Genomic DNA, 24,249 nt, shown 5'->3' with positions numbered 1-24,249 from the left:
ATTAGTCTCGATACCATGAATGTGTCCGAGCCTCCGGATTCCTTCGAGCCCGGCGCCCGCCCGGCCCGCGGCGCTCGCGGGCTGTCCACCGACCACACCTCGCAGGTACCTCAACTGCTGGAGGCCATGCGCTCCGCCGGAGCGGGCCGGGAACTGCACGCCACCCTGGAGCGGATCTGCGAGACCGCGGCGGGCCTCGGGGACGCCCGGTACGCCGCGATCGGTGTTGTCGACGAGGCGGGCGAGGGCCTCTCCGAGCTGGTGACCTACGGGGTCGACGAGGAAACGGCCCGGCGCATCGGCCGTCAGCCCGACGGGCACAGCGGTCTGCTCGGCGCCCTGCTCCACCATCCCGGCCCGCTCCGGCTGGCCGATGTCTCGGCCGATCCGCGTGCCGTCGGATTTCCGCCGGGCCATCCGGTGATGAGGACGTTCCTCGGCGTCCCCATCCGCGTCCATGACGAGATCTTCGGCAACCTCTACCTGTCCGAGAAGGCGAACGGACGCGAATTCGACGACTACGACCTGCACATGGCGCGCGTGCTCGCCACCGAGGCGGGCATCGTCATCGGCAACGCCCGTCTCTACGAGGCGGCCCGGCAGCGCGAGCGGTGGATCGACGGTTCGGTCGCGGTCACCACCGCGCTACTCTCCGGTGGCGACGCCGGCGGCGCCCTGGCGGTCGTCGCCGAGCATGCCCGCAGACTGGCGGACTCGGTCGTCGGCGTGGTGCTGCTGTGCACGGCGGATCGCGGTCTGGAGATCGTGGCCGCCTCCGCCGATCATCCGGCCATCAAACTGGGGACGGTCATCCCGGCGGAGAGCCCCGCCGTGGTGTCCCTGCTCGCCGGCGAATCCGTCTTCGTGGACGACGGTGCCACCGATCCGCGTGTGATCACGGATCTGGCCCTGAGTTTCGGCCCGTGCATGCTGCTGCCGCTGCGGACCGACGGCCGGGTGCTCGGAGTGCTCGCGACGCCTCGCATGCCGGGCGGACGCCGCTTCAGTACGACGGAACGCACTCTGGCGACGCAGTTCGCCGCACAGGCCGCGCTGGCGCTGATGATGGCCGAGGCCCAGCGCGACCGGGAGCGGCTGGCAGTCCTGGAGGACCGGGACCGGATCGCCCGCGACCTTCACGACCTGGTGATCCAGCGGCTGTTCGCCACCGGGATGATGCTGGAGAGCGCCCAGCGCGGACCTGTCGAGGCCGAGGTGCATCGGGGCATCGACAAGGCGGTCGGCGAACTGGACAAGACGATTCAGGAGATCCGCACCGCCATCTTCGCGCTGCACCAGGGACCGGCCGAGGCGCCGGCCGGATTGCGCACCCGCGTCCTGCGGGAGATCAATATGGCCGCGGTGCCGCTGGGATTCACTCCCTCTCACCGCTTTGTGGGGCCGGTCGACTCCGGCGTCGGTGAACTCGCCGGAAGGAATCTCATCGCCGCGCTCCGCGAGGCGCTTTCGAACGCCTTCCGGCACGCGCACGCCACCCGTATCGAAGTCGTGGTCGACGCGACCGTCAGGCTTTCGGACGGCAGGGTCGCGGTCCGGCTGTCGGTCGCCGACGACGGCGTGGGCATCCCGCACGGCGGGCGCCGCAGCGGACTGCGCAACCTGCGACGACGGGCGGAGTCACTCGGCGGATCCAGCACCTGCGGGCCGGGACTGGGCACGAGCAGGGGCGGCACCACGGTGATCTGGCAGGCCCCGCTCTGACCGGCGGAACCGTGCCGGAGCCTACGCGCCCGCCAGGATCCGCTCGATGACGACCGCGACGCCGTCCTCGTTGTTGGTGAGGGTGTGTCCGGAGGCGGAGGCGAGCACGTCCGGGTGGGCGTTGCCCATCGCGTACGAGGTCCCTGCCCAGGACAGCATCTCCAGGTCGTTCGGCATGTCCCCGAAGGCGACGACCTCGTCGGACGAGATACCGCGCTCGGCGCAGCACAGCGCCAGCGTGCTCGCCTTGCTCACTCCCAGGCCGCTGATCTCCAGGAGCGCGGTCGGGCTGGAGCGGGTGACGGACGCGCGGTCGCCCACCGCCGTACGGGCCAGCGTGAGGAAGCCGTCGGGCGTCAGGTCGGTGTGATGGGCGAGGAGTTTCAGCACGGGCGCGGCGGAGCCGGGGTCCGGCTCGTGGAGGAGCTTCTCGGCGCTGGCGACGGTCGCCCCGGCGTCCTGGTGGAAGGGCGGGTACGCCGGCTCGCGGTGGATGCCGGTGGTCAGCTCGACCGCGAAGGTCGTCCCCGGGGCGGCGTCCCGCAGGCCCCGTACGACCTCCAGGGCCGTCGCGCGGTCCACCGGGCGGACCCGCAGCAGCCTCGCGTCGTCGTGCAGATCGACGACCGCGGCTCCGTTGGCGCAGATGGCCAGGCCATGGCCGTGGACATGGTCGCTGACGACATCCATCCAGCGGGCCGGACGCCCGGTGACGAAGAACACGTCGATCCCGGCCTTCTCCGCGGCGGCGAGCGCGGCGACCGTACGGTCCGACACGGACTTGTCGTCGTGCAGCAGGGTGCCGTCCAGGTCGGTGGCGATGAGCCGGGGCCTGGCGGGCAGCGGGAAGTCCTGAGGCGCGTTCACGTCGCCCATTCTCACGTACGGATACGCACGGGCGTGCGGAGGGGCGCACATCTGAGAGGAGTTGTCTGGCCACTGCCGGTGCGCGGCGGTGGGACGCGGGGGCCCGGTGGCGGCGGTCGACGGAGCGGAGGCGGGGCCGGTGCGTGATCCGCCGCGCCTCCGGGGACCTGCCGCGCGGGCGCGGCGGATTCGGGGCGGCTGATCAGGTCAACTGGGTGAGCGCATCGGTGGCGATCTGCTCGAACACCTTCTGGTCGGCCGCGAAGTCCGAGTCCGGGATCGGGGAATGGATCACGATCTCGGTGATGCCGAGCGCGAAGTGCCTGCCGGCGAAGTCCACGAAGGCGTCGAGGGATTCCATGGGGCGGCCGCGGTCCGGTGTGAAGCCGGTGAGGAAGACCTTGTCCAGTTCACCCGGGTCCCGGCCGATCTCCGCGCAGGCGGCGCCCAGCCGGTCGATCTGATCCCGGACGGCGTCCCGCGACTGCTCGGGGGTGCCCGTCTCGAACAGCTTCGGGTCGCCCGTGGTCACCCAGGCCTGCCCGTGCGCCGCGGCCAGCTTCAGCCCGCGCGGGCCGGTCGCGGCCACCGCGAACGGAATACGGGGACGCTGTACGCAGCCCGGGATGTTGCGTGCTTCCACAGCGGAGTAATGGGTGCCCTGCCGGGTCAGCGAGGGTTCCGTCAGCAGCCGGTCCAGCAGGGGCACGAATTCCGCGAAGTGGTCGGCCCGCTCCCGGGGGGTCCACGGCTCCTGTCCCAGGGCCGTCGCGTCGAAGCCGTTGCCGCCGGCCCCGATGCCCAGGGTGATCCGTCCGCCGGACACGTCGTCCAGCGTGATCAGGTCCTTGGCCAGTGTCACGGGATGGCGGAAGTTCGGCGAGGTCACCAGGGTGCCGAGACGGATACGCTCCGTCACCGTCGCGGCGGCGGTCAACGTGGGCACCGCTCCGAACCAGGGCTTGTCCCGGAAGCTCCGCCACGACAGGTGGTCGTATGTGTACGCGCCGTGGAACCCCAGCTCTTCGGCCCTCGTCCACTGGTCTTTTCCGCCGTTGTGCCAAGGGCGGACCGGCAGGATCACCGTACTCAGTTGCATGATGACGACCTTACGGTCCGGCCTTCGGGCCTCCCCGCGCAGGCGGCGGATCGAACACCGGCCGCAATCCCACCGGCCGCGACATTCGCGGCCGTGCCGGTCGGACACGGCCGACAGGTGGGCGGCATCGGACAGCCTCGGCGTGCGGCCGGGCGCCCCAGAGGTGCGGATGGCAGACCCGGATCAGTTGGGACCGGACCAGTAGGCATCCGGCCACACCATCGCGTCGGGGCTGAACTCGACCTCGATCTTGTCGGCCGCGTCGGGAGGCAGCGAGAAGGCGTACTTGCCGACGGCTTCCTTGCCGGGCAGGACATAGCCGGTGATGACCTTCTGGCGTCCGCTTCCGTCGATCACCAACTCCGTGGAGGCCCCGTTCGCGTCGGTGACGTTGGGCAGCCCCGTCTCGACCGGGATCCGCTCCTTGCCACTGTTGAAGACGGTGACCGTCACCTGGACCGCCTTGTTCCCCGTCGCGTGACCGAATACGGGGTCGCTCGGCGTGAACGGCTGCGGCTTGGCCACGGTGACCCTCAGGCCGTTCTCGTAGGTGTACGTCTCACCGAATGACAGGTGTCTGGCCTTCTCCTCCTCCTTCGCCTTCTTGTCCTCCGCAGCCTCGGACGCCTTCACCTTGTCGATCCTCGCCCGAGTGTCTTCGGTGACCTTCTTCACCGTCATTACGGCAAACACCCCGCCGCCGACCGCGATCAGCAGACCGACCGCACCCAAGATCACACCGGCCAGTGACATCGCCCTGTTGGTCGCCAGCCCCTTGCGCGCGTGGCTCAGTCCGATGAAGCCGAAGACCACGGCCAGCAAGGACGGCAACCAGGACATCCAGAAGAGAATGATGACCAGGCTCAGGAGCACACCGACTATGCCGAGCACCAGGGCCGTGACACCCATCGCGTTCCGTGCCTGCGGCACCGGCACCGGGTACACCGGCCAGTTCAAGGCTGCCGGTCCCGACGGCCCGGGGCGCCACGGATCCTGGACCGGCGGCTCCTGGTTCACAGGATCCTGGCCTTCGGGCGGAGCGGGCATGGTCACGTGGAGTCCTCCGGGCAGGTCGAATGAAGAGTCGATGACACTACTGAATCTGAACGCGTCGCGCCCGCCGGACCGCGGTCAGGCTTCCATGGTCGGGCCGACGCCGGCCACGAAAAGCCACGGGTCAGCGCGTGACGGGCGAGCAGGCTTGACTGAGGCCACCAGGGCGCCGAGACGGATCCGCTCGGTGCGGTGGCCGCCATGGTCAGGGTCGGGACCGCTCCGAACCACGGCCCGTCGCGGAACGACGGTACGGCCCCGTGCGGCTCAGCCCGTGGCCGGCGCGGGGAGACCGAGCAGATGACGCATCGACTGCGCGGCGCGGACGGCCGCGTCGGCGCAGCAGTTGTTGAACAGGACATGGACCTCTCGGGCCTGCCCGGCCATCGTGCGGATGCGCGGCGCCCACTCGGCCAGTTCCCCGGGCGTGTAGGAGTGCCGGAACCTCTCTTCCTTGGTGCCCGTGCCCCAGGCGCTGTTGCGACCGTGAAAGCGCACGACCGCGAGCCCGGGGGTGGTGACCGGTGCGACCGGAGGTATGGAGGAGGGAAGGGTCTGCACCATGTCGACGGCCACGGCAGCCGCGTCCAACTCCGTCAGCAGCGCGGTTGTCGCGGCGATGTGCTCGTCACGCCACCAGCCGGGATGACGGAACTCCACGGCCACCGGCCACCCCTCGGCACGCTCACGGCACCGGCGCAGGAACGCCACCGCCGGCTTCCCCGGCACGAGCCGCTGCGGGAACTGGAACAGCAGGGTCCCCAGGCGGCCGGCTTGGCGCAGTGGTTCGAGGGCTCCGCTGAAGCGGTCCCACACCTCGTCGAGCAGACCGGGGTCGGTGCCGGTCCGGCCCGGCTGCCGGGCGAGGGCCGGGCGCAGTTCGGCCGGCAGCGCGCTCGTCCTGGTCGGATGCCCGGTCAGCAGGGAGAACGCCTTGACGTTGAAGCGGAAGCTCTCGGGGGTGCGTTCGGCCCACAGGAGGCTGTTGCGGGCGCTGGGCAGGCCGTAGTAGGTGGCATCCACCTCTACCACCGGGAACTGCGAGGCGTAGTGCCGCAGCCTGCCCTCCGCGTCGCGGTGGCCCGCCGGATACCAGCCGCTGGACAGCAGCGCCTTGTCCGTCCACGAGCACGTGCCCACCCGGATCTCTCCCATGCCGCCCGTCTGCCCGGCGCGACGACGCCAACGCCTGGGCGCGACGACGGCAACGCCTGGGCGGGCGGCGCCGCGGGGGCCTTTCGCGGTACGGGGGCGGACACACGCTCCGAGCTGTACCCGGTATCGCCGGGGCGCCGGAAAGGTTTCCTCGGTTTGCCGCCACTTTTTTGAAGTAATCGTCGCCCACAGGTTTGATCCACAGTCAACTTGACTTATCCACAGAGAGTTTCGGCGATTCTGTGGACAACTCAAGCTGCGCCGGGACTGATCCGGCTCAAGCGCCCGGCCTTCCCGGCTGCCGGGGCACGAGTTCGTCGAGGCAGAGGCGTCCGGGTTCCTCCCCCGAAGTCCCCGCGTGTGCGGTACGTGTTCGTCAGGTGACACAGATGAATCCGACCGCGCCCGGCGGGCCACGTCAAGCAGAGGGCGTTACCTGTGGATAACTTGGGTGCGGGCCGCTACGGGACCCCCGGCCCCCTACGGGTCCGTACATCTGGAGGGGGACACCGATCCAGCCGCCTGGTCTGACGTTCGATGTGGCCCGCGCCACTACCGTCGAACCGTGACTGTGATCGCGACCGAAAGCCTCAGCAAACGGTTCCCCCGGGTGACCGCGCTTGACCGGCTCTCCCTGGACATCGGACCCGGTGTGACCGGTCTGGTGGGCGCCAACGGAGCCGGCAAGTCAACCATGATCAAGATCCTGCTCGGTCTGTCCCCCGCCACGGAAGGCCGGGCCTCGGTGCTCGGCCTCGACGTCGCCACCAGCGGCGGCGCCATCCGCGAACGCGTCGGATACATGCCCGAGCACGACTGCCTGCCGCCGGACGTCTCGGCCACCGAGTTCGTTGTCCACATGGCGCGCATGTCGGGACTCCCGCCGACCGCGGCCCGCGAGCGCACCGCGGACACGCTGCGCCACGTCGGCCTCTACGAGGAGCGGTACCGCCCCATCGGCGGCTACTCGACCGGCATGAAACAGCGCGTCAAACTCGCCCAGGCGCTGGTCCACGACCCCCAGTTGGTCCTGCTCGACGAGCCGACCAACGGTCTCGACCCGGTCGGCCGCGACGAGATGCTCGGGCTGATCCGCCGCGTCCACACCGACTTCGGCATCTCCGTCCTGGTCACCTCGCACCTCCTCGGCGAACTGGAGCGCACCTGCGACCATGTCGTCGTCATCGACGGCGGAAAGCTGCTGCGCTCCAGTTCCACCAGCGACTTCACCCGGATCACCACCACCCTCGCCGTCGAGGTCACCGACACCGACGCTCATCCGGACGGCACACGCGCCCTGCGCGAATCCCTCACCTCGGCCGGAATCACCCTCCACGACGGCATGGAGGAGGGGCTGCCGGGAGCGGGCCACATCCTGCTCGTCGAGGCCACGGGCGAGGAGACGTACGACACCGTCCGCGACACCGTCGCCGGACTCGGCCTGGGTCTCGTGCGCATGGAACAGCGGCGTCATCACATCGCCGAGGTCTTCCGGCCGCGAGCGGCCGGGACCGCGGACACGGCGGCCACCGACACCCAGGACACCCCGCGGACGGGAGGCGGCCGAGATGAGCACTGAGACCGGAACCGAGAACACCCGGATCCACAACATCGGATACCGCGCGTATGAAGGACCGAGGCTCGGCCGCGCCTACGCCCGCCGTTCCCTCTACTCGCAGTCCCTGCGCGGCGCCTACGGACTCGGCCGCTCGGCCAAGTCCAAGGTCCTGCCGATGATCCTCTTCGCCGTGATGTGCGTGCCCGCGGCCATCATCGTCGCGGTCGCCATCGCGACCAAGCTCAAGGACCTGCCGCTGGACTACACGCGCTACGCCATCGTCACGCAGGCCGTCATCGGCCTGTATCTCGCCGCCCAGGCTCCCCAGTCCGTCTCCCGCGATCTGCGCTTCAAGAGCGTGCCGCTCTACTTCTCGCGCCCCATCGAACGCGTCGACTACGTCCTCGCGAAGTACGGCGCGATGGCCTCGGCGCTCTTCGTGCTGACCGCGGTGCCGCTCGTCGTCCTCTATGCCGGCTCGCTGCTGGCCAAGATGGACTTCGCCGACCAGACCGCGGGATTCGGGCAGGGACTGGTGTCGGTGGCGCTGCTCTCCATCCTCTTCGGCGGACTCGGCCTGGTGATGGCCGCGCTCACACCGCGCCGCGGCTTCGGAGTCGCCGCCGTGATCGCCACCCTGACCATCTCGTACGGCGCGGTCTCCACCGTCCAGGCGATCGCCTGGGAGTCGGGGTCGGCCGGCGCCGTCAAGTGGCTCGGCCTCTTCTCGCCGATCACCCTCATCGACGGCGTACAGACCGCGTTCCTGGGTGCCACCTCCGCCTTCCCCGGGGAGGCAGGCCCCTCGGCCGGTGTGGGCGTGGTCTATCTGCTCGCTGTCCTCGCGCTCGTCTTCGGCTCGTACGCCGTCCTCATGCGCCGTTACCGGAAGGTGGGGCTGTGACCACCATCAATATCGACCACACCTCGCGCTGGTTCGGCAACGTGGTGGCCGTCAACGACGTCACGATGACGATCGGCCCCGGAGTCACCGGGCTGCTCGGCCCCAACGGCGCGGGCAAGTCCACTCTCATCAATATGATGGGAGGCTTCCTCGCCCCGTCCACCGGCACCGTCACCCTCGACGGCCGGCAGATCTGGCGCAACGAGTCGGTGTACCGGCAGATCGGCATCGTGCCGGAGCGGGAAGCGATGTACGACTTCCTCACCGGTCTCGACTTCGTCGTCGCCAACGCCGAACTGCACGGGCTGGGCGCCAAGGCGGCCCGCGCGGCGCTCGCCACGGTGGAGATGGAGTACGCGCAGGACCGCAAGATCGCGACCTACAGCAAGGGCATGCGCCAGCGGGTGAAGATGGCGTCCGCGCTGGTCCACGACCCGTCGGTGCTGCTGCTCGACGAGCCCTTCAACGGTATGGACCCACGCCAGCGCATGCAGCTCATGGATCTGCTGCGGCGTATGGGCGCCACGGGCCGCACCGTCCTCTTCTCCTCCCATATCTTGGAGGAGGTCGAGCAACTCGCCTCGCACATCGAGGTGATCGTGGCCGGTCGCCATGCCGCCTCCGGAGATTTCCGCCGGATCCGCCGGCTGATGACCGACCGGCCGCACCGCTATCTCGTACGGTCCAGCGACGATCGGGCGCTCGCCGCCGCGCTGATCGCCGACCCGTCGACGGCGGGTATCGAGGTGGACCTCGCCGAGGGCGCGCTGCGTATCCAGGCGGTCGACTTCGGGCGCTTCACCGAACTGCTGCCGCGGGTCGCCCGTGAGCACTCCATCCGGCTGCTCACGGTCTCGCCCTCGGACGAGTCCCTCGAGTCGGTCTTCTCCTATCTCGTAGCGGCCTGAGCGGCCTGAAAGGAGCTGTGACGTCATGTACAACCCCACAGTCGCCCGGCTCACCTACCGGGCCCTGCTCGGCAGGCGCCGGGCCGCGATCCTCTTCGTGCTGCCCGCTCTGCTGATCCTCATCGCGGCGGCCGTCCGCGCCTTCAACGGCGCGGACGACCAAGTCGCCTCCGACGTCCTGGGCGGCTTCGCCATGGCGACCATGGTGCCGCTGATCGGGGTGATCGCGGGGACCGGCGCCATCGGGCCGGAGATCGACGACGGCTCGATCATCTATCTGCTGTCCAAGCCGCTGAAGCGGCCGACGATCATCTTCACCAAGCTGATCGTGGCGGTCGCCGTGACCATGGCCTTCTCCGCGATCCCCACCTTTGTCGCCGGATACATCCTCAATGGCAACGGCCAGCAGATCGCGATCGCCTACACCGTCGCGGCCCTCGTCGCCTCGATCGCCTACAGCGCGCTCTTCCTGCTGCTCGGTACGGTCAGCCGTCACGCGGTGGTCATAGGACTGGTCTACGCGCTGGTCTGGGAGGCGCTCTTCGGCAGCCTGGTGGCGGGCGCGCGGACCCTCAGCGTCCAGCAGTGGTCGCTGGCGCTCGCCCAGAAGATCAGCGACGCCGGCACGATCACCTCGGACGTGGGGCTGCCGGTCGCGGTCGCCCTGCTGGTGGCGGTCACCACCGTCGCGACCTGGTACGCGGGCCAGAAACTGCGGACGCTGACCCTCGCGGGCGAGGAGTGAGCGAGCTGTCGGCGAAGACAACCCCCGCTCGGTGGGCGGGGGTTGTCGGGCGAACCGTGCTCCGTATGAAAGGACACCGCGCGGCCGCGGATACCGAGTGACGTCCAGCCCCGGCCCGGCGTCGGGACGGCCCTCAGCCCAGCAGCTTCTCCAGCACCACCGCGATGCCGTCGTCCTCGTTGGACGCCGTGACCTCGTCCGCCACGCATCTGAGTTCCTCGTGTGCGTTCGCCATGGCCACGCCGTGCCGTGCCCAGCGGAACATGGGGATGTCATTCGGCATGTCGCCGAACGCGATCGTGTCGGCGGCCGTGACGCCCAGACGGCGGGCGGCGAGCGAAAGCCCGGTGGCCTTGCTCAGGCCCAGCGGCAGGATCTCCACGACGCCCGCCCCGGCCATCACCACATCCACCAGGCCGCCGGCCGTCGCCCGCACCGCTCGCGCCAGCGCGTCGTCGTCCAGCTCCGGATGCTGGATGTACACCTTGTTGAGCGGTGCCGCCCACATCTCCGCCTCGTCGTCGACGAGGAGAACCGGAAGCGGGCCCTCCAGCACCCGGTATCCGGGGCCGACCAGTACCTGGCCGTCGAGGCCGTCCCGGCTCGCGGCCAGGGCCAACGGACCGATCTCCGCCTCGACCTTGGCGAGCGCGAGCCTGGCGAGCTGCCGGTCCAGCGTCACCGACGTCAGCAGCTTGTGCTCACCCGCGTGATAGACCTGCGCGCCCTGGCCGCACACGGCCAGACCGTCGTAGCCCAGATCGTCCAGGACATGCCGGGTCCAGGGCACGGCCCGTCCGGTGACGATGATGTGCGCCGCGCCCGCCGCCGTGACCGCGGCGAGCGCCTCACGTGTACGACCGGAGACCGTGCCGTCGTGACGCAGCAGCGTGCCGTCGAGATCGGTCGCCACGAGCTTGTACGGGAACGCTCCAGCGCTCCCCGGGGCAGGGGAGACGCTCACGTGGCGACCGGCTCCAGTACCTCACGGCCGCCCAGGTACGGACGGAGCACCTCGGGCACCCACACAGAACCGTCGGCCTGCTGATGGTTCTCCAGGAGCGCCACAATCGTGCGCGGGACGGCGCAGAGCGTGCCGTTCAGCGTCGCCAGGGGCTTGATCTGCTTGCCGTCCCGCATCCGGACGGAGAGCCGCCGGGCCTGGAAACCGTCGCAGTTGGACGCGGACGTCAGCTCGCGGTACTTGCCCTGCGTCGGAATCCATGCCTCGCAGTCGAACTTGCGCGAGGCCGAGGCGCCCAGATCACCCGTGGCCACATCGATCACCTGGAAGGGCAGTCCGAGGGCCGTCAGCCACTGCTTCTCCCAGTCCAGCAGCCGCTGGTGCTCGGACTGGGCCTCGTCGGGGTCAACGTACGAGAACATCTCGACCTTGTCGAACTGGTGGACCCGGAAGATGCCCCGGGTGTCCTTGCCGTACGTCCCGGCCTCACGGCGGAAGCACGGGGAGAAGCCCGCGTACCGCAGGGGCAGCTTGTCGGCGTCGATGATCTCGTCCATGTGGTACGCGGCGAGCGGCACCTCCGACGTACCGACCAGGTAGTAGTCGTCCTTCTCCAGGTGGTACACGTTCTCCGCGGCCTGGCCGAGGAAGCCCGTGCCCTCCATGGCGCGCGGGCGGACCAGCGCCGGCGTGAGCATCGGGATGAACCCCGCCTCGGTGGCCTGCGCGATCGCCGCGTTCACCAGGGCGAGCTCCAGCAGCGCGCCGACGCCCGTCAGGTAGTAGAAGCGCGAACCGGAGACCTTCGCGCCGCGCTCGACGTCGATGGCGCCCAGCGCCTCGCCCAGCTCCAGGTGGTCCTTGGGCTCGAAGCCCTCCGCCGCGAAGTCGCGGGCGGTGCCGTGCGTCTCCAGGACGACGAAGTCCTCCTCACCGCCCACCGGGACGTCCTGATGGACGATGTTGCCCAGTTGGAGGAGGAGTCGCCTGGCCTCTTCGTCGGCCTCGTGCTGCTCGGCGTCGGCGGCCTTGACGTCGGCCTTGAGCTGCTCCGCCTTTTTGAGAAGCTCGGACCGCTCTTCGGCGGAGGCCCTGGGGATCAGCTTGCCGAGGGACTTCTGCTCGGAGCGGAGCTCGTCGAACCGGAGCCCGGACGACCTGCGTCGCTCATCGGCGGAGAGCAGGGCGTCGACAAGGGCGACGTCCTCTCCACGGGCGCGCTGGGAGGCGCGAACACGGTCGGGGTCCTCACGGAGCAGGCGAAGGTCAATCACCTCTCCAGGCTACCGGTGCGCGCCGACACCGACCCACTCGATATCCCTTGACGTATCCCTTTGTCTGAATTGCCTCAATTGGGTGAGGTGTCGGAAAATCCGCGATCGGTCGTGCTGTGTTCGTCAATAAGCGGGATCCAATTCCCCGGAAAGAGGTCTCCCGGTGCCCTCCCTTGACTCACTTTCCTTGTGATGGAGGGGACTTGAGGCGGAGTTCCTCCTCATCTTGTCCACAGCGAGGCCCCGCCCTGCCTTAGTTATCCACAGGCTGTGTGGAGAGTCTGTGGATTACGGAAGTGATCGTTCCGATCGCCGCTCGGGGGCCGGAGAATTCGGCACCCAAACCCCCTTCAGACACTCATTCGGGTGGGAATTGCTCGCTCCAACGAGTTGATCACGGAAATCGAGGGGGCGACGGGACCTCGGCGTCCAGCAGCGGGAGGCGGGAGGGGCGGAGTGATATGTCGACCGCCCGGACCGTTCTTGTCGACTTGTCCCCAGGTCGAGAAGCGTGCCTGTGGATAACTTGGTGCTCCATCCACAGGTCGTCGGGCGCGGCCGTCCCGGCTGCGTGCCGCCTCGCCGGCCCGCCGCTCCGAGCCATGACCCTCCGCGTCCACCGCGAAGCGGTAATGACCGGTGTCCGCGCCGGGTTCTTGCGGCGGCGCCCCTACGCGTGCGGTCAGGACTCCAGGAGCCGCTGGCCCACATACTCCCCGGGACCCGCGCCGCCGGGCACCGCGAAGAGCCCGCTCGCCTCGTGGCGGATGAACGCCGACAGCGCGTCTCCCCGGTCGAGCTTGCGCTGCACCGGCACGAACCCCTTGAGCGGATCAGCCTGCCAGCAGATGAAGAGCAGCCCCGCGTCGGGGGTTCCGTCCGGCCCGATCCCGTCGTGGAAGGAGAAGGGACGGCGCAGCATCGCGGCCCCGCCGTTGGCCTCGGGGGCGGAGATCCGGGCGTGCGCGTTGGCCGGCACGACGAGCCTGCCGTCCGGGCCCGTCCGGTCGAGATCCAGCTCGCTGGTCTCCTTGCCGCCGGTGAGCGGGGAGCCGTCGGACTTGTGCCGGCCGATGACCTGCTCCTGCTTGGCGAGCGGGAGCTTCTCCCAGTCGTCGAGCAGCATGCGGATCCGCCGGACGACGGCGTAGGAGCCGCCCGCCATCCAGGCCGGGGTGCCGGCCGCCGGTTTCGCCGGGACGAAGATCCGGCGGTCGAAGTCCGGCTCGGAGGGCTTCGGGTTGCCGGTGCCGTCGACCTGGCCCATCAGATTGCGGGCGGTCATCGGGTGCGGGGTCGCGCCCGGTGAGCGGTTGAAGCCGTTCATCTGCCAGCGCACCCGGGCCGCCGTACCCGCGTCCTTCTGCAGTGCGCGCAGGGCGTGGAAGGCGACGAGCGCGTCGTCGGAGCCGATCTGGATCCAGAGATCGCCGTCGCTGCGCCGGGCGTCGAGGTGGTCGGAGGAGAAGGCGGGCAGCGGGTCCAGGGCGGCGGGCCGCCGGTCGGTCAGGTCCGTGCGGTCGAAGAAGCTGCGGCCGAAGCCGAAGGTGACGGTGAGGGAGGACGGGCCCGCGTCGAGGGCGACACCGGTGTCGCCGCCTCCGGCCGGTTCGCCGGCCATGATCGCCCGCGCCGAGGCGGACCAGCGGCGCAGCAGTGCGGCGGCTTCCTTCCGGCCCGCGCCGGGGGCCAGGTCGAAGGCGATGAGATGGCCGCGGGCGTGCATCGGGGTGGTGATTCCGGGCTGGTGGGCGCCTTCGAAGGGGACGGAGCCGGTGCCGAGGGTGGTCAGCGCCGTCGGGGGGTCGGGCCGGCGGGCGGCGTATCCGGTGGCACCGGCGGCCGCGCCGAGCGCCAGTCCGGTGGCGCCGGCGGCGCTCACGGTGCCGAGCAGCCGCCGCCGGGAGAGTGCGGGACGGGGAGCGTGGTCGCTCGCGTCCCCTGGGACGTCCCGCGCGGCCTGGGCGTTCTGGGTGTTCTGGACTTTCCGGAGGTTCCGGTCGTCGTGGTCCTGCCGGGTCTCGCTCACGGAGGTCAGCCGATCTTCACGTTCTTGTCGACGGTCGTCTGGTCGATGTCGGAGGTCCGTACGGTCACCTGGAGCTGCCAGTCGCCCGGCATCGGGATCTGTATGTTCTCCGCGCTCCAGTGTCCGGGAGCGAAGCGCTCGGGGACGACCGGGAGGGGGCCGATCTTCTGGGCCTTGAGGGTGAAGGCGGCCTTGACCTCGGGCACGTCCAGCGGCTGGCCACGGGGGTCGTCGACATAGATGTGCATCAGATTGGCGCCGGAGCGGCCGGGGTCGAGGGTGAGCCGTACGGTGCCCTTGCCGTTCCGGCCGCCGGTGTCGAAGGGCAGGCTGAGGCTGACGGGGCCCTCGGTCGCCGGGGCGACGGCGGTGCCGCCGGTCCTGGCGGCTTCCTGTTCGGCGGTGCGGCCCGGTTCGGTGGAGGTCAGCACCGTGGTGACGGCGAGGAGCACCACGGCGACGCCGGTCTCGGCCAGTACGGAGCGGCGCAGTCCGGTCCGCTCCGGGTCGGCGTCCCGTTCGCGCTTTTGGCGTGCGGTCGCCATGGCGGCCCGCTGGCGGGCGAGTTGGGCAATTCTTTCACTGTCACCGACCGCGGTCGTCGCGGCGGCGGTGCCGGTTCCGGTCTCCCTCCCGGTCGCCGGCTCCGTCGCGGCGTCGGCCTCGGTCTCCGCCAGCCCGTTGTCCGTCCCTGTTCCGGTGTCCGTGTCTGTTCCGGCCTTCGCCTCTGTTCCCGGCTCGGCCATTGCCCCCGTCCCGACCCGCTGTCCCAGCCGTCCCGTCCACCGCCGGGAGAACCACGCGATCCCGACCAGCACGGCGACAAGTCCGACCTTGACCAGCAGGAGCTGTCCGTATGACGTCCCCCCGAGCGCCGACCAGGATCCGACCTGCCGCCAGGACTGGTAGATCCCTGTCACGGCGAGTATCACGACGCTGACGAACGCGATGCGGGAGAAGCGCCGTACCGCTTCGCTCTCGATGGAGGGCGCCCGGTAGAGGGTGACGAGCAGCGCTGTGAGCCCGCCGAGCCAGGTCGCGACCGCCAGCAGGTGCAGGACGTCCACCGGCATGGCGAGACCGGTCTGGATCCCGGTCGAGGCGTGTTCGGCGAGCGCCCAGGTCCCGGCGATTCCGGCCGCGACGACCGTCCCGCCCACCACCAGTCCGAAGGTGAGGTCCTTCTTCTCTGTGCTCTCCCGTTCGTCCAGCGGGGTCTGGCGCTTGGCGTACGCGCCGAACAGGACGGCGACGAAGAGCGCGGCGGCGCCGAGGAGCAGCAGCCGGGAGACGAGTGCGGCTCCGGTCTTGGTGGCGAGGACGTCCTGAAGTCCGCCGAGGTCGAAGGCGTCGCCCAGTTTCCCGGAGCCGGTGTAGGGGGTGCGCAGGAGCAGCAGGGCGAGTGTGGCGGCGGTGAGGGCGATCCAGCCCTGGACGACGAGTCGTTGCAGGGGCCGTACGGACGAGCCCCGCTGCCAGCAACCGAGGATGAAGGCGGCGCCGCCGACGAGCAGGATGAAGCCGGCGTAGGAGATGTAGCGCGCGATGTCGTAGAGGACGCCGACCAGTCCGCCGCCGGCCTCTTCGGTGGGCAGCGTGGCGGCGGTCTTCGAGGGTGCGCCGATGGAGAAGGTGAAGGCGCCGGAGACGGGATGGCTGTCCGCGGAGACGGCCTGCCAGGCGACGGTGTAGGTGCCGTCGGGCAGTCCGGCGTGCAGGGCGACGCCGTAGCGGACGGTGCCCCCGGCGCTCAGGTCCCGGATCTTTCCGGCGTCCGCGCGTTTGTTGGCGGGGTCGATGACGCGGATCGAGTCGTCGCCCATGGCGACCTGTTCGGAGAAGGTGAGGGTGATGTCCTTGGGGGCGGCGGCGACCACCGCCCCGTCCTCGGGGGTGCTCCCGGTCAGCGCGGCGTGCGCCGACGCCGTGCCGGAGGACACGGTGAAGACGGTGCCGAGAAGCACCGTGGTGATGAGCAGCAGCTGTACCAGGGGTGCGGCTCCGAAGCGCGGGGCGGTGGCTGTCATGGCGTCTCAGTCCCCTAGTGCTGTGCCGGGTTGTAGGTGGTCTCCTTCACGGGAAGCTCGACCTCGATGGGGTCGGCCTTCTCGAAGTGCAGTTGGACGGTGACCTTCTGACCCTGCGTGGGACGCTGCTTGAGTTTCTCGAACATGATGTGGTTGCCGCCGCGTTCGAGATCGAGCGTGCCGCCGGCCGGGATGGTGAAGGACTTCACCTCCTGCATTCTCTGGTTCTCGGTCTTGTGGATCGTGATGTGCTCGGAGAGGTCGCTGGTGACGGAGGTGAGTTTGTCGGTGGTGCCGCCGCTGTTGGTGATGATGAGGAAGCCGGCCGCGAGATCGCTGACAGGCTGGGGCATATAGCCGTCGCTGACCTTCAGTTCGGGTGCGCTGCCGGCCGAGGCGGAGGAGTCCGTGGAGCAGCCGGCCAGTGTCAGCGCGGCCGTGAGGCCGATGCCGACGGCGAAGGCGGTACGGCGGGTCACGGGTTCTCCCCCCTGATGATCTTCGGCAGGTCCTTGGCGTAGTCGTCCGAGGAGGCGTCCTCGCCGTACAGGACATAGCCCTCGTCGGTCTTCGGTGAGAAGGCGATGACCTGGGCGCCGTGCATGGAGACGACGGTGCCGTCCTTCTCCTTGGTGGCCGGGTCGATGCCGATGCCGAGTTGGCGGGCGCCGGCCTGGATGGCGGCGAAGTCGCCGGTGAGTCCGACGAAGGAGGGATCGCCGGCGCTGGGCAGCCACTTGGCGAGTTCGGCGGAGGTGTCGCGTTCCGGGTCGGTGGTGACGAAGACGACCTGGAGCTTGTCCTGGTCGGCCTTGGGCAGGGACTTCCTGGCGATGGCGATATTGCTCATCGTCAGCGGGCAGACGTCCGGGCAGTTCGTGTAGCCGAAGTAGATCAGGGTCGGCTTTCCCTTGGTCTGCTCGCGGAAGTCGTAGGTCTTCCCCCGGGTGTCCTTGAGGACGAGGTCGGGCTTTGTGAAGGGCTGGTCGAGCACGGTCGCGGCCTGGGTCTTCGCCTGGGCCGAGACATCGGCGATCGGCTTCGCGGGGTCGTCGCCGCTGCCGCAGGCGGTGAGGGCGAGTGCCGCGGCCACCGCGAGGGCGGCGGCAGCGGGCACGGTCTTCTTGCGCATGAGCGTATTTCCTGTTGTGGAGTGAGGGGCACCGGGCGCGCGGGCCGGGGGTGGCCCGGCCTCGCGTGCCGCGGGTGCGTGGTGCGTCAGGCGGTGCGGCGCCGGCCGGCCAGGACGCCGAAGGCCACGCCACCGGCTCCGACGACGATGCCGGCGATGCCGAGGACCCGGGCGGTGGTGTCGCTGCTGTCGGCGGACGCCGTCTCGGTCTTCGCCGTGTCGTGCGCCGCGCCGTCGCTCTTGGCGGCGGTGTCGGTGCCGGCCGCGGCGCCGTGCTCGTCCCCGCCGGCAGCCGCCAGCTTCAGGACGGGCGCCGGGCTCTCGGGCTCGGCCGCGCCTTCCTTCGGCTCCTCGATCCAGCGGACGACCTCCTTGTTGTCGTACGTCTGGAGGGCCTTGAACACCAACTGGTCGGCGTCCTCGGGGAGCTGGCCGACGGAGAGCGGGAACTGCTGGAACTGACCCGGTGCGATCTTGCTGCCGGCCGCGGTCCAGGTGACCTTGGAGACGGCCTCGGTGATGGTGTTGCCGTGCAGCTTCAGCGGCTCGGCGAGCTTGCTCTTGGTGATGTCGATCTTCCAGCCGGCGATGGGCTCGGCCATCACGGAGGCGAGCGGGTGGTCGGCCGGGAAATTCACCTCGACCTTGACGGTGGAGGCGTCGTCGCGCTCGTTGGGCACTTTGAAGTTGATCGTGGCGTAGCCGCCCTTGGCGGCCTCGCCCACCGGCTGCACGCTGACATGCGCGGAGGCGGGGCCCGCGAGCAGCAGAAGGGCGGCCGCGGCGACACCGCCGGCGACGGAGACACGAGTCACGTTCTTGGCTGAGAACACAGAGCACTCCACAGGTGGGAAAGGTGATCAGGCAGGGGTGGCCGCGCTGCGCGGATGCGCGGCGGCGTCGCGAAGCGGCCGCATGCGTGCGGGTCGCGTCGCGTCAGGCTGCGAGAGCGAGGACGGCCGGCGGGCCGCGCCTGATCACGGTGTGCTGGAGTGCCTCCCCGTTCGGTACGGGAGGAGCGCCGCAGGAGGGGCGCGGGGCGCGCGCCCGGGGGGCGGGTACGCCGGGCAGCCCGGAGCGCAGGGCGCGTACGAGAGCGAGGGCGGCCCGCAGCGCGCGGAGCTGGGTGCTCTCCGTCACTTCGCCGAAACCGTGCGCGGAGAGCTCGGCGAGTCGCAGAAGCGCCAGGTCGCCGCGGCGGAGCAGCCAGCCGGTCGCGAGGGCGGCCAGCAGGTGCCCGAGCACCATGGGAAGGGAGGGCAGCAGTCCGTCGGCGGTGGACATGGGGCCGGTGCCGGCGGCCATGCCGGGGCCCATGTGGTGATGGGCGCCGGCCGCCGTACCCGCGGGGCCCAGTCCCGCGTCGGCGACGATCCGCTGTGCGTCGACATGGCTGAGCGAGGTGGGCCCCGCTCCGCAGACCAGTTTCGCGGCCATTCTGATCAGGGCGTCATTGGCGCCCACCGGCATCGCGAGGTGCTGCTGGCCGATGCCGAACACGCTGTGCAGGGCGAGCTGGCCGCCCGTCAGCGCGCCGACCGTGAACGCCGTCGAGCGCGGGCGTCCGGCGAGCGGAGCCGCGAAGGCGAACACCCCGAGGAAGCCGAGGAGCAGAGACCACCAGGGGAGGGGCGCGCAGGCCGCCAGTACGTGCCCGGTCGCGGACAGCACGACGCAGACCGCGGTGAACACCGCGGCCCTCAGCAGCCGCGGAGCGGCACCGGCACGCATCTCAGACATGGCCGGGTCATCATCGCACTGCCGGTGGGGCCGCGGTGAGGCAGGTCCGGAAGATCATGCTCTGTCCCGTACGCCGTTGTGCGCCCTGTGCGCCATCGCCGAATGTGGGCTATCACGTCCATCGGGCGCTTACCACCCGCCATCCAGGGCAATACGTATCGGTATGTCGAGCCAGGAGGAGGCTGGAGCATGAGCATCTGGTGGTCTCTCCATTTGCGGCGCGAGGCCGCGAGCGTTCCGCTCGCCCGGCGCCTGCTTCTCGGCACCATGGAGACGGCGGGGGTCGATCCGGACATCTCGTTCGACCTGTCGGTGGCGCTCACGGAGGCCTGCGCGAACGCCGTCGAGCACGGCGGGCGGCAACAGCCCGGCGAGAAGACCGGCGCCTATCGGGTGACCGCGTATCTGGACGGCGAGAAGTGCCGTATCGAGGTGGCCGATTCAGGACCGGGCTTTCCCGCCCGGCGGATCGTGCGGCGGGCGCTGCCCGCTCCCGCGCCCACGTCCGAGAACGGCAGGGGGCTGCGGCTGATCGAGCAACTCGCCGATCATGTGCATTTCCGTAACCGGCCCGGGTACGGCGCCGTGGTCAGCTTCGACAAGATCCTGAAATGGCGGGAGGGCGCCCTGCTCAGGGCCGTATGAGCCCGGAGCGGCGCGCCCTCCGCGGGCATCCCGCGCGGGGCGGGGACCGGTTGGGTCAGACCTGCCTGAGGGCAGCCATCCACGCCTCGACCTCGTCGGAGCGGCGAGGCAGCCCGGCCGACAGGTTCCGGTTGCCGTCCTCCGTGACGAGGATGTCGTCCTCGATCCGGACCCCGATGCCGCGGTACTCCTCGGGCACGGTCAGATCGTCCGCCTGGAAGTAGAGGCCGGGCTCGACGGTGAGGCACATGCCAGGCTCCAGCGTCCCGTCCGCGTACGCCTCCCTGCGGGCGGCCGCGCAGTCGTGCACGTCCAGGCCGAGCATGTGACCGGTGCCGTGCAGGGTCCAGCGGCGCTGGAGGCCCAGCTCCAGGGCCTTCTCGACCGGTCCCTCCAGCAGGCCCCAGGCGACGAGCTTCTCGGCGAGGACGTGCTGCGAGGCGTCGTGGAAGTCGCGGTACTTCGCGCCGGGGCGCACCGCGGCGATGCCGGCCTCCTGGGCCTCGTAGACCGCGTCGTAGATCTTCCGCTGGATCTCGCTGTAGCGGCCGTCGATCGGCAGGGTGCGGGTGACGTCGGCGGTGTAGAGGGTGTAGGTCTCCACTCCGGCGTCGAGGAGCAGCAGGTCGCCGCGGCGTACGTCGCCGTCGTTGCGGACCCAGTGCAGGGTGGTGGCGTGCGGTCCCGCGGCGCAGATCGAGCCGTAGCCGATGTCGTTGCCCTCGACGCGGGCGCGCAGGAAGAAGGTGCCCTCGATGTAGCGCTCGCTGGTGGCTTCGGCCTTGTCGAGGATCTTCACGACGTCTTCGAAGCCACGCACGGTGGAGTCGACGGCCTTCTGCAGTTCGCCGATCTCGAACGCGTCCTTCACGACGCGCGCTTCGGAGAGGTACACGCGCAGTTCTTCGTCGCGCTCGGCGGTGACCTTGTCGGTCAGCGCGGCTTCGACGGCGGCGTCGTGTCCTCGGACGGTGCGGACCGGACCCGTGGCGTCCCCGAGGGCGGCGGCCAGTCCGCGTACGTCCTTGGCGGGGATGCCGAGCAACTGCCCTGCCTCGCCGAGGGAGTGCCGGCGGCCGACCCACAGCTCGCCCTGGCCGTCGAGCCAGAACTCGCCGTTCTCGCGGTTGGAGCGCGGCAGCAGATAGATCGTGGCGTCGTGGCCGCCGGTGCCGGTGGACTCCGGGGCGGGCCTGGGCTCCAGGACGAGCACGCCGTCCTGTGTCTGGTCGCCGGTGAGATAGGTGTACTCGGTGGAGGCGCGGAAGGTGTATTCGGTGTCGTTGGAGCGGGTCTTGAGGTTGCCCGCCGGGATGACCAGGCGCTCGCCCGGGAAACGCGCGGAGAGCGCGGCGCGGCGTGCGGCGGTGTGGGCGGCCTGCGCGATCGGCTCCAGGTCCTGCAGTTCGGTGTCGGCCCAGCCGGACCTCATGTTCTCCGCGAGCTCGTCGGTCACGCCCGGGTACAGGCCGTTCTTCCGCTGTTTGATCGGCTTTTCCTCTGTTTCCGGGGTCTCCGGGACGAGCTCCTCAGCCACTTTTTCTCCTTGATACGACTCTGGACCGGCTTTCCATCGTATGTGCGAGGGGAAGACGGCCCGGAGACTGTGTGAGGAACCGGCGCGGATCAGTCGAAGCGGGCGGCGAGCAGGACGAAGTCCTCGGCGGCCGCGGGGCCCGCCGGGTCGGGCAGTACGGTCCGCAGCACATGGTCGGCGACCGCTCCCGGATCATCCCGGAACGCCGTGGGAACGCTCGCCGCCGCCACGTGCAGCCGGGCGAACGCCCGGTCCATGGGGTCGCCGGTACGCCGCGGCAGACCGTCCGTGTAGAACAGCACCGTTTCGCCGGGCGCGGCCCACATCTCCACGCTCGGCGCCTCCCAGCAGGCGAGCATCCCGAGCGGCGCGGACAGGGACGTCTCGATGAACTCGGTCCGCCGTTCTCCGACGACCAGTGGCGGCGCGTGCCCGGCTCCGGCCAGCAGGATCTTGCGCCTGGCCGGTTCGGCGTACGCGAAGAGGGCGGTCGCGGTGCGCGCGGGCTCGGTCAGCCGCAGCAGCAGTTCCAGGTCGGAGAGCACGGCGACGGGATCCTCGCCCTCCATCACGGCGTACGCCCGCAGCGAGGCGCGCAGCCGTCCTATGGCGCCCACCGCGCCGGGGCCCGAGCCGCTGACCGAGCCGACGGTCAGTCCCAGGGCGCCGTCGGGAAGAGGCAGCGCGTCGTACCAGTCGCCGCCGCCGCGCGGGCCGGTGCGGTGGCGCGCGGTGAGCTGTATGCCGGGGATCCGGGGCAGCCGGCTGGGCAGCAGTTCCTCGGCGATGGCGGCCGCGCGGGTCCTGGCCCGCTCCAGTTCCAGCAGCCGGGCGAGGTGTTCGCCGGCGTACTGGGTGTAGAGGCCGACGAGATGGCGCTGACGTGCCACCGGTTCGGCCGGTTCGTCGTACAGCCACACGGCGGCACCGAGGTGTTCGGCGCCGGGTCGGTCTCCCGCGGTGTCGGCGGCGAGCGGGACGGCGTAGCTGGCGCCGTAGCCGAGCCGGGCCGCGACCTCGCGCTGGAGCGGGTCCAGTCCGGCGTCGGCGAGCAGGTCGGGAGCGGCCACCGGTTCGGCCCGGCCGCCCGAGTGGTCGAGGAGACGCCCGTACGAGGTGGCGCGGCGCGGCACGGTCTCCAGATGGCCGAGATCGGCGTGCGCGAGCCCCAGACCGAGCGTCCTGGCCGGGCCCAGACCGTCGGCCGGTTCGAGAACGACCAGGCCGCGGCGGGCCCCGACCAGAGCGGCTCCGGCGTCGAGCAGTTCATTGAGCGCGTCGTCCAGGGAGCGGGTCCTGGCCAGGCGTTCGGTCAGTTCGTGCAGGGTGGTCAGATCGGAGACCCAGCCGGCCAGCCGGTCCTGGATGAGCGCGCCCGGCGCGGCCGGGAGATCGTCGGGGGGTGCGGCAGTGTGCGCGGGAGCGGGAACTGTGGAATCGATTCCAGCCACTTTCGGGATGTTCGGGGCGCTCATGGCAGCCGGCTTCCCGGCTGGTGCGTATCGCTCAATAGCATCGCAAACCCCTATGTCATTCTGCGCGGCTATCAATGTATCCACATGTACAGGTACAACTGACGCGATGTCCAGCATTGTCCTGGCGGGGTCCCCGGTGTCTGTGAGACTGTTTACTTGGCTGGAAAATGACCCCCCTGGCTGGGTTTTGCGATCGACTGATGGCGCTCAACAGGGGATCTTCCGAGCTGGGATCATGTACGGCCCGGGTGGAGCGTCATTCCGGACGTGGTGGGTACGTAGACGGTGACGGACAGGGGCGGTCGAGACCGCCCCGGAACCTGGCGGCAGGCCCAGGCGTCTTAGCCGTTGCAGGCCGCGCCCCATCCCCCGGAGTGGCGAGAAAAGCACAGCGGGACAGCAAGCGCCATGCGCACGCCACCCCCCGCCACACGTTCCATGCGGACAGTCCGTGCTCGGCCCAGGGACGGCGTGACGAGCCGCAGGCCGGAGAGTCTGTCCGTGCCTCAGGCAAGGGGCGGCCACGCGTCGAATGTACGCACGGTGAAGTGATGCACACACATGGTGTCAGTGTCATGTGGACCTCGGCGTTCAACGGAAAGGAACGAGCGCTTATGCGCGAGATCCTCGGAAGGCGACGCAGGCTCCGGTTCTGGCGCAAGGGGAGGCCCGCCCAGCTCGACGCGGCCCTCACCTGCGCCACCGCGTGGAGATGGCCCGTACTGCCGGGCGCCGGTCTCACGTCGGCCGGACGCGGGACGCGCGGGCACGGCTGTGCCTGCCCCGACCCCGAATGCGCCGTACCAGGCGCGCACCCCTTCGAGCCCGGACTGCTCGCGGCGACCACCGACGAGCGCATGGTGCGCTGGTGGTGGAAGAACCGCCCCACGGCCCCGGTCGTCATGGCCACCGGCGGCAGCGCGCCGTGCGCGGTGAGTCTGCCGGCCGTGGCCGGCGCGCGTGCGCTGGCGGAGCTCGACCGCCTGGGCATGCGGCTCGGACCGGTCGTCGCGACGCCCACCCGGTGGGCGCTGCTGGTGGCTCCCTACAGCCTCGAACAGCTCGGTGAGCTGTTGTACGCGAAGGACTGGGTGCCCAGTTCGCTGCGCTTCCACGGCGACGGCGGCTATCTCGTGCTGCCGCCGTCCGAGGCGGCCGGCGGACAGGTCCGCTGGGAGCGGGCACCTCTGCCCGGCTCGGCGGCGCCCTGGCTGCCGGACGTGGAGGCGGTCGTGGACGCCCTGGTCAAGGCGAGCACCAGCGCTCCGGACGGCGGGAGCCGTCTCGCCTACTGACGGTGGTTCGCGCCCCGGGCCGGCCCGTCCGGACCGGGGCGCTTCGCGTCCTGTCCCGTACGGCCCGTCACTCGTCCGGGTGTGAGCCGCGCCGAGTTGTCCGGGAATTGAGCGCGCGGT

At 70.4% G+C, this 24,249-nt stretch carries 21 protein-coding genes; 7 read left to right on the top strand and 14 right to left on the bottom strand.

Annotated features, from left to right (window positions below):
* Positions 1-15: 15 nt before the first annotated feature.
* Positions 16-1,722 (top strand): GAF domain-containing protein, encoded by a 1,707-nt coding sequence (locus ABZ707_RS11860; protein ID WP_360171745.1) that lies wholly within the window; start codon positions 16-18, stop codon positions 1,720-1,722.
* Positions 1,723-1,743: 21 nt separating this feature from the next.
* Here the strand turns inward: ABZ707_RS11860 and ABZ707_RS11855 are convergent, their stop codons facing one another.
* The 4 genes from ABZ707_RS11855 to ABZ707_RS11840 form a co-directional block, all read right to left on the bottom strand.
* The gene (locus ABZ707_RS11855) at positions 1,744-2,598 is read right to left on the bottom strand and encodes a Cof-type HAD-IIB family hydrolase (RefSeq protein WP_360171742.1); all 855 of its coding nucleotides are present in this window, start codon (positions 2,596-2,598) and stop codon (positions 1,744-1,746) included.
* Positions 2,599-2,791: 193 nt separating this feature from the next.
* Positions 2,792-3,688, bottom strand: coding sequence for an LLM class flavin-dependent oxidoreductase (locus tag ABZ707_RS11850; protein ID WP_360171739.1), 897 nt, complete (start codon positions 3,686-3,688; stop codon positions 2,792-2,794).
* A gap of 183 nt (positions 3,689-3,871) precedes the next feature.
* Entirely contained in the window at positions 3,872-4,645 is a 774-nt protein-coding gene (locus ABZ707_RS11845) for a DUF4190 domain-containing protein (RefSeq protein WP_360171736.1), read from the bottom strand.
* A 363-nt stretch (positions 4,646-5,008) separates the two neighbouring features.
* On the bottom strand, positions 5,009-5,896 hold the full coding sequence (locus tag ABZ707_RS11840) for a DUF72 domain-containing protein (protein ID WP_360171733.1): 888 nt from the start codon (positions 5,894-5,896) through the stop codon (positions 5,009-5,011).
* A gap of 571 nt (positions 5,897-6,467) precedes the next feature.
* Here ABZ707_RS11840 and ABZ707_RS11835 point away from each other — a divergent pair.
* Genes ABZ707_RS11835 through ABZ707_RS11820 form a run of 4 tightly spaced genes read left to right on the top strand, consistent with a single transcriptional unit; the run spans position 6,468 to position 10,011 of the window.
* Entirely contained in the window at positions 6,468-7,475 is a 1,008-nt protein-coding gene (locus tag ABZ707_RS11835) for an ABC transporter ATP-binding protein (protein ID WP_360172574.1), read from the top strand.
* Positions 7,465-8,358 (top strand): ABC transporter permease, encoded by an 894-nt coding sequence (locus tag ABZ707_RS11830; RefSeq protein ID WP_360171730.1) that lies wholly within the window; start codon positions 7,465-7,467, stop codon positions 8,356-8,358. The genes ABZ707_RS11835 and ABZ707_RS11830 overlap by 11 nt, the downstream gene beginning before the upstream one ends.
* Positions 8,355-9,266, top strand: a complete 912-nt coding sequence (locus ABZ707_RS11825; protein WP_360171727.1) for an ABC transporter ATP-binding protein — start codon at positions 8,355-8,357, stop codon at positions 9,264-9,266. The genes ABZ707_RS11830 and ABZ707_RS11825 overlap by 4 nt, the downstream gene beginning before the upstream one ends.
* A gap of 25 nt (positions 9,267-9,291) precedes the next feature.
* Positions 9,292-10,011: an ABC transporter permease subunit gene (locus tag ABZ707_RS11820; protein ID WP_360171724.1), complete on the top strand. Its 720-nt coding sequence runs from the start codon at positions 9,292-9,294 to the stop codon at positions 10,009-10,011.
* A gap of 133 nt (positions 10,012-10,144) precedes the next feature.
* Here ABZ707_RS11820 and ABZ707_RS11815 read toward each other — a convergent pair whose 3' ends face one another.
* From ABZ707_RS11815 to ABZ707_RS11780, 8 genes are all read right to left on the bottom strand, one after another.
* A complete protein-coding gene (locus ABZ707_RS11815; protein WP_360171721.1) occupies positions 10,145-10,975 on the bottom strand; it encodes an HAD family hydrolase in 831 nt (276 codons plus the stop codon).
* Positions 10,972-12,249, bottom strand: a complete 1,278-nt coding sequence (gene serS / locus ABZ707_RS11810) for a serine--tRNA ligase (RefSeq protein ID WP_360171718.1) — start codon at positions 12,247-12,249, stop codon at positions 10,972-10,974. The genes ABZ707_RS11815 and serS overlap by 4 nt, the downstream gene beginning before the upstream one ends.
* 682 nt (positions 12,250-12,931) lie before the next feature.
* A complete protein-coding gene (gene efeB, locus ABZ707_RS11805) occupies positions 12,932-14,287 on the bottom strand; it encodes an iron uptake transporter deferrochelatase/peroxidase subunit (protein ID WP_360172571.1) in 1,356 nt (451 codons plus the stop codon).
* On the bottom strand, positions 14,284-16,305 hold the full coding sequence (locus ABZ707_RS11800; RefSeq protein ID WP_360171715.1) for a copper resistance protein CopC: 2,022 nt from the start codon (positions 16,303-16,305) through the stop codon (positions 14,284-14,286). Before ABZ707_RS11800 ends, efeB begins: the two co-directional genes overlap by 4 nt.
* A gap of 14 nt (positions 16,306-16,319) precedes the next feature.
* The gene (locus ABZ707_RS11795; RefSeq protein WP_360171712.1) at positions 16,320-16,784 is read right to left on the bottom strand and encodes a copper chaperone PCu(A)C; all 465 of its coding nucleotides are present in this window, start codon (positions 16,782-16,784) and stop codon (positions 16,320-16,322) included.
* Positions 16,781-17,437 (bottom strand): SCO family protein, encoded by a 657-nt coding sequence (locus ABZ707_RS11790; protein WP_360171709.1) that lies wholly within the window; start codon positions 17,435-17,437, stop codon positions 16,781-16,783. Before ABZ707_RS11790 ends, ABZ707_RS11795 begins: the two co-directional genes overlap by 4 nt.
* A gap of 86 nt (positions 17,438-17,523) precedes the next feature.
* Positions 17,524-18,270, bottom strand: coding sequence for a YcnI family protein (locus ABZ707_RS11785; RefSeq protein WP_360171706.1), 747 nt, complete (start codon positions 18,268-18,270; stop codon positions 17,524-17,526).
* A gap of 103 nt (positions 18,271-18,373) precedes the next feature.
* Positions 18,374-19,168, bottom strand: a complete 795-nt coding sequence (locus tag ABZ707_RS11780) for a hypothetical protein (RefSeq protein WP_360172568.1) — start codon at positions 19,166-19,168, stop codon at positions 18,374-18,376.
* 198 nt (positions 19,169-19,366) lie between these two features.
* Here ABZ707_RS11780 and ABZ707_RS11775 point away from each other — a divergent pair, with 198 nt between their 5' ends.
* Positions 19,367-19,822, top strand: coding sequence for an ATP-binding protein (locus ABZ707_RS11775; RefSeq protein WP_360171703.1), 456 nt, complete (start codon positions 19,367-19,369; stop codon positions 19,820-19,822).
* 55 nt (positions 19,823-19,877) lie between these two features.
* Here the strand turns inward: ABZ707_RS11775 and ABZ707_RS11770 are convergent, their stop codons facing one another.
* Positions 19,878-21,359 carry an aminopeptidase P family protein gene (locus ABZ707_RS11770; protein WP_360171700.1) on the bottom strand — a complete coding sequence of 494 codons (1,482 nt, stop codon included), beginning with the start codon at positions 21,357-21,359 and terminating at the stop codon, positions 19,878-19,880.
* 89 nt (positions 21,360-21,448) lie between these two features.
* Positions 21,449-22,951: a PP2C family protein-serine/threonine phosphatase gene (locus ABZ707_RS11765; RefSeq protein ID WP_360171697.1), complete on the bottom strand. Its 1,503-nt coding sequence runs from the start codon at positions 22,949-22,951 to the stop codon at positions 21,449-21,451.
* 497 nt (positions 22,952-23,448) lie between these two features.
* On the opposite strand from ABZ707_RS11765, the gene ABZ707_RS11760 reads away from it, so the two are divergent.
* Positions 23,449-24,129 carry a bifunctional DNA primase/polymerase gene (locus ABZ707_RS11760; protein ID WP_360171695.1) on the top strand — a complete coding sequence of 227 codons (681 nt, stop codon included), beginning with the start codon at positions 23,449-23,451 and terminating at the stop codon, positions 24,127-24,129.
* The last annotated feature ends 120 nt before the right edge of the window (positions 24,130-24,249 follow it).

The organism is Streptomyces sp. NPDC006923 (assembly GCF_040635655.1).
GTDB lineage: Bacteria > Actinomycetota > Actinomycetes > Streptomycetales > Streptomycetaceae > Streptomyces.
Note: the sequence above shows the minus strand (reverse complement) of the source record. Positions and strands in the feature narration are given on the sequence as shown.

Coding starts and splice junctions, on each gene's coding strand:
- ABZ707_RS11855 (WP_360171742.1), bottom strand. CDS start 2,598: ATGGGCGACGTGAACGCGCCTCAGGACTTCCCGCTGCCCGCCAGGCCC.
- ABZ707_RS11860 (WP_360171745.1), top strand. CDS start 16: ATGAATGTGTCCGAGCCTCCGGATTCCTTCGAGCCCGGCGCCCGCCCG.
- ABZ707_RS11765 (WP_360171697.1), bottom strand. CDS start 22,951: ATGCTGGACATCGCGTCAGTTGTACCTGTACATGTGGATACATTGATA.
- ABZ707_RS11850 (WP_360171739.1), bottom strand. CDS start 3,688: ATGCAACTGAGTACGGTGATCCTGCCGGTCCGCCCTTGGCACAACGGC.
- ABZ707_RS11800 (WP_360171715.1), bottom strand. CDS start 16,305: ATGACAGCCACCGCCCCGCGCTTCGGAGCCGCACCCCTGGTACAGCTG.
- ABZ707_RS11840 (WP_360171733.1), bottom strand. CDS start 5,896: ATGGGAGAGATCCGGGTGGGCACGTGCTCGTGGACGGACAAGGCGCTG.
- ABZ707_RS11820 (WP_360171724.1), top strand. CDS start 9,292: ATGTACAACCCCACAGTCGCCCGGCTCACCTACCGGGCCCTGCTCGGC.
- ABZ707_RS11780 (WP_360172568.1), bottom strand. CDS start 19,168: ATGCGTGCCGGTGCCGCTCCGCGGCTGCTGAGGGCCGCGGTGTTCACC.
- ABZ707_RS11830 (WP_360171730.1), top strand. CDS start 7,465: ATGAGCACTGAGACCGGAACCGAGAACACCCGGATCCACAACATCGGA.
- ABZ707_RS11790 (WP_360171709.1), bottom strand. CDS start 17,437: ATGCGCAAGAAGACCGTGCCCGCTGCCGCCGCCCTCGCGGTGGCCGCG.
- ABZ707_RS11775 (WP_360171703.1), top strand. CDS start 19,367: ATGAGCATCTGGTGGTCTCTCCATTTGCGGCGCGAGGCCGCGAGCGTT.
- ABZ707_RS11760 (WP_360171695.1), top strand. CDS start 23,449: ATGCGCGAGATCCTCGGAAGGCGACGCAGGCTCCGGTTCTGGCGCAAG.